Source organism: Asticcacaulis sp. (assembly GCF_027484505.1).
Lineage (GTDB): Bacteria > Pseudomonadota > Alphaproteobacteria > Caulobacterales > Caulobacteraceae > Asticcacaulis.
Genome location: NZ_JAIXSV010000034.1, coordinates 1 through 7822, shown reverse-complemented (window position 1 = coordinate 7822; position 7822 = coordinate 1). Strand labels below are relative to the sequence as shown.

6 protein-coding genes are annotated in these 7822 nt (G+C 56.2%); 4 read left to right on the top strand and 2 right to left on the bottom strand.

All coding sequences use genetic code 11. The features are described from left to right. The 3 genes from Q0072_RS01885 to Q0072_RS01875 all read left to right on the top strand — a co-directional run. On the top strand, window positions 1–356 hold a 356-nt coding region (locus Q0072_RS01885), incomplete at its 5' end, for a DUF350 domain-containing protein (protein WP_298324902.1). A gap of 15 nt (window positions 357–371) precedes the next feature. Then, window positions 372–1079 carry a DUF1190 domain-containing protein gene (locus Q0072_RS01880; RefSeq protein WP_298324900.1) on the top strand — a complete coding sequence of 236 codons (708 nt, stop codon included), beginning with the start codon at window positions 372–374 and terminating at the stop codon, window positions 1077–1079. Between the two features lie 13 nt (window positions 1080–1092). Continuing rightward, window positions 1093–2295, top strand: a complete 1203-nt coding sequence (locus tag Q0072_RS01875; protein ID WP_298324897.1) for a glutathionylspermidine synthase family protein — start codon at window positions 1093–1095, stop codon at window positions 2293–2295. A gap of 116 nt (window positions 2296–2411) precedes the next feature. Here the strand turns inward: Q0072_RS01875 and Q0072_RS01870 are convergent, their stop codons facing one another. Further along, window positions 2412–5432, bottom strand: a complete 3021-nt coding sequence (locus Q0072_RS01870; protein ID WP_298324894.1) for a TonB-dependent receptor — start codon at window positions 5430–5432, stop codon at window positions 2412–2414. 431 nt (window positions 5433–5863) lie between these two features. On the opposite strand from Q0072_RS01870, the gene Q0072_RS01865 reads away from it, so the two are divergent. Further along, the gene (locus Q0072_RS01865; RefSeq protein WP_298324891.1) at window positions 5864–6775 is read left to right on the top strand and encodes a LysR family transcriptional regulator; all 912 of its coding nucleotides are present in this window, start codon (window positions 5864–5866) and stop codon (window positions 6773–6775) included. Window positions 6776–7005: 230 nt separating this feature from the next. On the opposite strand, the gene Q0072_RS01860 is transcribed toward Q0072_RS01865, so the two are convergent. Further along, window positions 7006–7569, bottom strand: coding sequence for a hypothetical protein (locus Q0072_RS01860; protein ID WP_298324888.1), 564 nt, complete (start codon window positions 7567–7569; stop codon window positions 7006–7008). Window positions 7570–7822 lie beyond the last annotated feature (253 nt).

Sequence of the window (7822 nt, the reverse complement as noted above, 5' to 3'; positions counted from 1 at the left end):
TCTGGCTGGTGGGCATAACCGTTTATCTGTGGGTGACGCCCATTCGTGAGCTGGAGGAAATCCGCAAGGGCAATATTGCGGTGGCGATCCACTTTCTGGCGGTCAGTCTGGCCCTGGCCTTCCCGATCCAGTCGGTCGGCCATTCGACCTTCAATGCGGGCGACATGGTTCTGTGGGGCGGTATCGGCATCGTGTCGCAGATCGTTCTGCACCTGCTGGTCCGCCTGTTCGGTAAGAGCTTCTATACGCGTCTGACCGAGCCTGGGAATGAGAAGGGCTGTATCGCGGCAGCTCTGGCGCTGTCGGCGCTCAGTCTGGTCGTCGGTATGCTCAACGCCTCGGCCTTGTCGTACTGAGGCAGGGGCAGGACGATGACCCGCTATAATTCCACCCGGGCCTACAGGGCCGATTATCTGGCCCGCCTCAACCGTCGCAAGGCGCGCTGGGTTGCGGCGCTGGCGACGACGGTTTCGGCGGTCGCCATGCTGACGGGCTGCGACGATCCACAGGCAACGCAGGCCCCGCCGGTTGCCCAGACCGAGCAGATGCGCGTCTACAAGACACTGGACGAATGCAAGGCGGCGCAGGACGACGATAAACTGTGCGAAACCGCTTTTGCCGAAGCCTGGCAATGGCAGGAACAGCAGCCGGGCTATACCGCCAAGCAACAGTGCGAGGCGGAATACGGCGTGGGTAACTGCGAAAGCCGCGCCAATCCCTCCGGTGGCAACTGGTTTGTGCCGCTGATGGCTGGCATGATGATGTCCAACGCCATGAGTCGCATGTCTCAGGACCAGTACCTGCGGGAAAAAGAGCGTGAGCGCGGGGGCGGTGCCTATCCCGTCTATGTCAACAGCCGCGGGCAGGTGTCGAGCTATGGCGCCGGGGGCCTGCGCCCGATGGGATACCGGGTGACGCCCGGTGGCTCGGTGCCGACCTATATGGACGTTGAACGCGACCCCTCCGGGCGTGGTTACGCGGCGCGCGGCACCTATTCAAAAACGGAAACGGGCTATCGGGCGTCGTCGCGCGGCGGGTTTGGTAAGTCCTCGTCCTTGCGTGGCAGTTGCTGCGGCTAGAGAGTATAAACGCATGGAACGCTGTCTGGTGCCGGTGCGCGACAACTGGAAGGCGCGCGTCGAAGCAGAGGGGATGCTGTGGCACAGCGCCCCTGGCCTGACCTACTGGCATGAAGGTGTGGCCTATCGCTTCACCGAAGCGGAGATCGAGGCCATCCATGACGCCACTGAGGCCTGTCATCAGATGGCCCTTGCCGCCGCCGGGGCGATTATCGAAGGCGGTGAACTGGCCCACTATGGCTATGGGACCGACGCCATAAAGCTGATTGAGCGTAGCTGGCACACCCGTGAGCGCGACATCTATGGCCGCATTGATTTCGCCTTTGACGGGGTAAATCCGCCCAAAATGCTCGAATACAATGCCGATACCCCCACCAGTTTGCTCGAAGGGGCGGTCATACAGTGGTCGTGGCTCACCGATACGTCAGGGGCTGAGGCAACGAACCAGTATAACGACATCCACCGCGCTCTGGTGGACCGGATGCGAGCTTTGAAGGCGGAGCGTGACGCCGGCCTGCTGGGCGTGCGTCAACGCGGCTCCCCGCTGCATGTGGCCTGCGTCTTTCCGCACGATGAAGACACCGGGACCGTGGCCTATATCGAAAGCGTGGCGCGTGAGGCCGGGCTAGAGGTCTGTTTTGTGCCGATGGACCAGATCGGTTTCAGCGAGGTCGAAGGTGGCACATTCCTAGACCAGAACGACGTGCCCATCCGGCTATTGTTCAAACTCTACCCGTGGGACTGGCTGCTGGCCGATGACTATGGCCCGCCGCTGACGCAGGCCGTGTTGACCCACACGATCCGCCTGTTCGAACCGGCGTGGAAGATGCTGCTGGCCAACAAGCTGCTGATGACAAAGATGTCGGAGATGTATCCGGATAGTCCCTATCTGCTGGAAACACGCCGCGATGATGCGGCGTTTCGCGCGGCCGGACGTGGGTTTGTACGCAAACCGGCGCTCGGCCGTGAGGGACAGAATGTGTCTGTTTTTGCCGCTGGTGACCGAGCGCACAAGGCGCATACAGACGGTAATTACGCTGACAATGACTTCGTCTATCAGGCCTTTGCCGAGCTGTTTCGTGACCCGGCGTCGGGAGCCTATGCCCTGATCGGCAGCTGGGTCATCGGCGGCGAAGCGGTGGGTATGGGTATTCGCGAAAGCGACCATCTGATCACCGATGATCGCTCCCGCTTTGTGCCGCATCTGTTTCGCTGAGTCCTGTTTTTCGACCCGTTCGTATCACAAGAAGCCGTGGTCAGGGGAAGGACACAAAAAAAGGCGGCCCGCACGCTTAGGGGCCGCCTGAGTTACCTTCCGGTTGGGGGAGTGAATCAGAAGGTATAGGAAACGCCGAGGAATATCTGACGGCCGGTGTTGCTGAACACCCGCTGCGCGCGCCGCTCCTTACCCGACCACTGGTCACCCATCTGATTGGTCAGGTTCAGCGCATCGAGATTGATGGAGAGCTTCGAACTGAGTTTATAAGAGGCCGACATATCGACATTCGTCGTCGCATAGCTACCATTGGCGTCGAGAAGCTCGTTCTTGAACGGCAGGGCGGTGATGTATTCGTCACGATAGGCGACCGAAACGCGGGCTTCGAACGGTCCCTTTTCGTAATAAAGGGTGGCGTTCACCGAATTGGGCGACACATTGACGAACTGATCCCGTGTGGTGGTCGGCGCCGTCGTCGCCGTACCTGCCGATAGGTAATAAAGCACCGACGAGTCGATCCAGGTGTAGTTGATCTGCGTCCCAAAGTCGTTGAACGGCGCGGGCAGGAAGGTGAAGGGCTGCACAAGGCTCAGCTCAACGCCCTTGATATAACCGCCTTCGGTATTGCGGGTGCGCGTAACCGTGTAAGGGGTCGAGGCGTCCTGACCGGACGACAGAAGGCTGAGTGGCAGGCCGGTATTGCTGTAGGGCTCAATCGAGGTGATGGACTGGATCATGCTGGCGATGTCCTTGTAGAACAAGGTGGCGCTCAGCAGCGTGCTACGGGTGGGATACCATTCAAAGCTCAGATCGTAGTTCTTCGCGCGGTAGGGATCGAGGAACGGATTGCCGATATTGACCGACTGCACACCGAAGGTGGTGTTGACGGTGCCGCCGGGGGTCAGGGAGCCCACAAAGGGGCGCGACATGACACCGGCAAAGGCAAAGCGCGTGGTGAAGGTCGGCGTCACTTCCAGCGCCAGATTAAGCGCCGGCAGATAGTCGTCATAGCTGTGGGTGACGGTGGCCAGCGTTGTCCCGGCATAGCCCGTGGCCGTGACCTCGGTCTTGACATAACGCAGACCGGCATTGCCGCGCAGACGCATACCGTGGGCCAGGTCCTCTTCGAAAGACACCATACCGTAGAGCGCCGTATCGTCTTCAGTGACCGCGCGGTTGTTGGCGAGCGCATTGCCGCCGCGCACGGCGTTTTCACCCAGAGTCCAATCGCCATAGCTGTTGACGCAGTTGCAGTTCAGATCAAGCTTGCTGATGAAGGCCTGAACGTTGGGCACCACCCATGCAGACACAGACCCTGCGGGCAGGTCAAGACCTTCGCCCCAGCCCGTGAGGACCGTGCTCAAAGACCCCAGGTTCGGGAAGTCCGCCGCAAATTTTGTGAAATCAAACGGCAGCTTACCATCGGTCTTGGCTGCGGGCGAAGTGTTGTTGCCATAGACGCGCTGGGTCTGGCGTGAAGTGAACTCGTACGTCTTTTTCAGGAAGCCGGTGTGGAAGGTCAGCCCGTCCAGAAGGTCGTAATGCAGGTTGCCTTCGACGCTCGACAGGGTGTTCTTCACATTGGCATGCACGATTCGCACGTCTGGCGTCAGGCCGGTGCCCGCATTGGTGAAGGTCACATTGGCGACATTCGCGACATCATAGCCGTAATTGATGAAGGGGCGGCGGGCATCGGCGCGCGCGTCCCAGACATAGCCGTCCTTGTTAAAGGCGTCATAGGAGATGAAGACGTCGAGCGGTTGATCAAACTCTGAGCCGGACAGGGCAATACGGAAATCGCCGCGCAGCTTGTCCGAGAAGGTGTGCTCACCATGCAGACCCAGCATGTAGGTAGTGGTGGTCGTCTCGGCATATTCGGCGATATGTTTGATATCGACGTGGTTGAGCTTCATATAGTCAACCTGACCACTGGAAGTCACATTGACGTCCATGATCTGGGAATCAACCCGTCCGGCGAACAGCGGAAACGCGGTCGAGGCCCCATTGACGTTGCGGTTATTGGAAGCGTTCGACAGGGCGTAGTCCTGACGGTTCTGATCAAACTTCGAATAAACGGCATCCAGCGTAAAGCGGGTGTTGTCGTTCGGCCGCCACTGAAAGGCGGAAGTCACGCCCAGACGCTTCTGATCGAGTTCAAAGCGACCGAGGCCCGGATTACGCGGCAGGAAAACGTTCGGCTGATTGATCTTGGCGTAGGCGGCCGCGTTGGACGGCAGGCCGGAGAAACACTGTCCCGCCGGGCGGGTGCCCGTCCCCGACAGCGGGTTCACATAAGGGATGGCCGTATTGACGACCTGACTGCCGGCCTGATTTGGGTCATCGACTGCTACACCGCAAAAGCCGTTATTGGCATCGGAATAGTCCGAGGCCGAGGTGTCAGAATAGCCGTCTTCCTGCATCAGGCGCTCGGAATAGGCGACCGACAAAAGCGCTCCGACCTGACCGGCCGAGGTGTCCCAGGTATTGCTGATCAGGCCCGCCACGCGCGGCGAAGTGGTCTTGTTATTATCATAATAGGCGGCCTGAGCCGAGGCGGCCATGCGGAAGCCGGGCTTATCGAACGGGCGTCCGGTTTGCAGGTCGATCGTTGCACCCAGCGAGCCTTCGTCCATGTCGGCGGCTTGAGACTTGTTGACGGTGACACTGTTGAACAGTTCCGAGGCAAAGGTCGAGAAGTCAAAACCGCGGGTGCGGTTGATACCGGCCATCACGCCCAGCGTAGACCCGGTCGTCGCCGAATAGGCCTCGACACCATTTAGCGTGGTGCGGGTAAAGTCGCTGCCCAGCCCGCGCACCGTGATGCTGCGCCCTTCGCCGCCGTCGCGCGTGATGGAAACCCCCGGGATGCGCTGGATGGACTCAGCAAGGTTGGCGTCAGGGAAGCTCGCCATATCGTCGGCCTTGATCACATCGACGATATTGCTGGCGCGGCGTTTGGTGTTGACGGCGGACTCCACGCTCTTGCGGTAACCCGTCACAACGACTTCGGTGGACTCATCGGTCTGTCCGGCCGCATCCTGGGCCAAGGCCTGCCCGCCGCAGCCCAAAAGCACCAGAACCATCAGGGAAGCGCCTGTGCGAATGCGGGCGCACTTCGCCCGTTGGGTGACTGTCATGATGGAAATATCCTCTCTGTAGCAACCGATTCTGCGACCGGATTCGTTGGGTAATGGCCTGAGCACGGATCATCATAGATCTGACGATCATTCTTACTCATAAATGATCAAATTTGACCAATCAATAGCAAATATCAATCAAAAACGAAATGTGAGAAAAAAGGTGCAGAAAACGAGCATTTATGCAAATACGCTCAGTGTAAATTATCGGCGAATTTTCAGGGTATGCTTGCACGAATAGTGTCACAAGACACATTCTATTCATCAGACGGAATGGCATCTACATCTGAATGCATGGCATATCGGCGTAGATATATAAAATGCCGCCGAACATCATGGACTGATTTTAAACATATCAGCAAATTGCCCTATAGAAAAATACGAAATTTCTGCGTAGATATTGAAAAAATCTATACCTCAGAGAGACACAGATGGATCGTGCCCTGCTTCAGTTTCTGTCCGTCGCGGATGCCGGGTCGATCAGTCTGGCCGCGGAGCGCATGCGCGTCACCCAGCCCACCCTGACCTTCAACCTGCGCAAACTGGAGACATCTCTGGGGGTGGAGTTGTTTCAGCGCACGCCCCGCGGCATGCGGCTCACCCCCTATGGTCAGACGCTCTATGAGCATGGCATCGTCATGAAACGCCTGCATGAAAACGCGCTGACCTCGATTGAGCGGCAGCGCATTCAGATGGACTATGGATTAAGCCTTGGGTCAGGCTATACAGCCTGGACCGGCTTTTTGCGCACCTTTATCTTCGAATACCGAGAACGCCACCCGGATGTCGCCATTCACGTCAGCATCGGCAATGTGCTGCGCCTGATGGATCAGTTGCTGGCGGGTGATATTCTGGCCTTTGTCGGCCATAAAGTGCCAGACCTCGACCCCAGCCTTGGGACCGTTTTCACCCCCGTCGGCTATCTGCGCGACGGCTATTTCGTGCGCGAGGGCCATCCGTTGCTGGGGGGCACCCGTACCTTGTCTGAACTGAGGGCCTATCCGTCAACGCTCGCCTTTCCAAAAGAAAGCCATCAGCGACGCTTATCAAGCTCAGTATTTATGGATGGTACGGTCGGCAAGGCCTTCACGTCAAACTCGCTGGAGGCCTGCCTCGACTACGTCAAACATACCGATGCCGTCTTGCAGCACGGTGAGCTTATGGCCGGTGAATTTGAACGCCTTGGCGTTTTGAAGGTCCATCTGGCACCCGACGATATGGCCGACCCCGTGCGGATGGGCGTCTATTCGCTGAAAGAGCGCAGCACTGACCCGCGCGCTCAGGCTCTCATCAGCGAATTCATCATACGGGCCACCAGCGCCTATGGCCCGCGTACGGAATAGCCCAGATGTTCCCATAATGTTTATTATCAGAAGACATTTTGTAGCCGCAAAATGCAAATGTCAGTGCCACGCAAATTAGTGGGCAAAGGCCATATTGGTCTCTTCCGATCGATCTAGGAAAGCGCCGAGCAAGGTGAGGTTTTTGCGCTGCCTTTGGTTATTGCTTTAATGGAAGCCTTACACGCCTATCGGTCACCGCCTCATTGTTATGCGATCAGAATACTAATCCATTATTGTCCATTTAGCGTAATATAACTTACTGAGATTTGAGACATATCAATCTTATCGATACTGGATTTATCATTTAGCGACGACTGGACATCCAATGTCTCTGGGAAACAATCATATCTTCCAACAATTAGCTCCCTATTCCCCTTCTTATACCTAATTGAATAATCACATGGATACTTCCCGTAGACAGGCTTCGAAATATAAGTGCGCTTCCAGCCTTTGCTGACTATAAACAAATTAGCATCCTTAAAGCTCAACATCTCGCCTTTCTCATTAAACAATATAGAGAATCCGAATGATATTTTCCCGTCATCGCCTTTTTTTACACTATATGTACAATCAAAATCGGAGCCAAAACATTCATAAATATCACGAAAATCGTCACTATGCTTCAATTTAAGCTTTAAATTACCATATTTTTCAAATTTCTCCACTGAACTGAAATCATTCAAATCGGAGGAAAATTTTTCTAGCAACCCCTTGTTCACAGATTTCGCCTCTTCTCCATGGCAAGCAAGAGGACTTGTTGCCAGCAACAGCAAAAGTAACGCAGGTATATTCACAACACATCATCCAATTGCTTTTCATAGTAGTTAATAATGCTCATTTTGAAAACTGCTTTATAATGTTATTTACAGTGCTTTCTGTGGCATTGAAAATGAAGTGAGGTCCCTTCTCGCCGTTTGCAAAAACATTTAACCGACATTTCCCATTTGAGCGCCTTACTGGCGCCCGAATAGAGGTAGGATAGTCGCAAACCGAGACTGCGGGAAGCCCAGACGCGAGAGCGTAGAGCCTTACTCGCTCTGGTTTGGC

What these genes read in the sequence shown, in the direction of transcription:
- Q0072_RS01880 (WP_298324900.1), top strand. Translation starts at nt 372, where the DNA reads ATGACCCGCTATAATTCCACCCGGGCCTACAGGGCCGATTATCTGGCC.
- Q0072_RS01875 (WP_298324897.1), top strand. Translation starts at nt 1,093, where the DNA reads ATGGAACGCTGTCTGGTGCCGGTGCGCGACAACTGGAAGGCGCGCGTC.
- Q0072_RS01870 (WP_298324894.1), bottom strand. Translation starts at nt 5,432, where the DNA reads ATGACAGTCACCCAACGGGCGAAGTGCGCCCGCATTCGCACAGGCGCT.
- Q0072_RS01865 (WP_298324891.1), top strand. Translation starts at nt 5,864, where the DNA reads ATGGATCGTGCCCTGCTTCAGTTTCTGTCCGTCGCGGATGCCGGGTCG.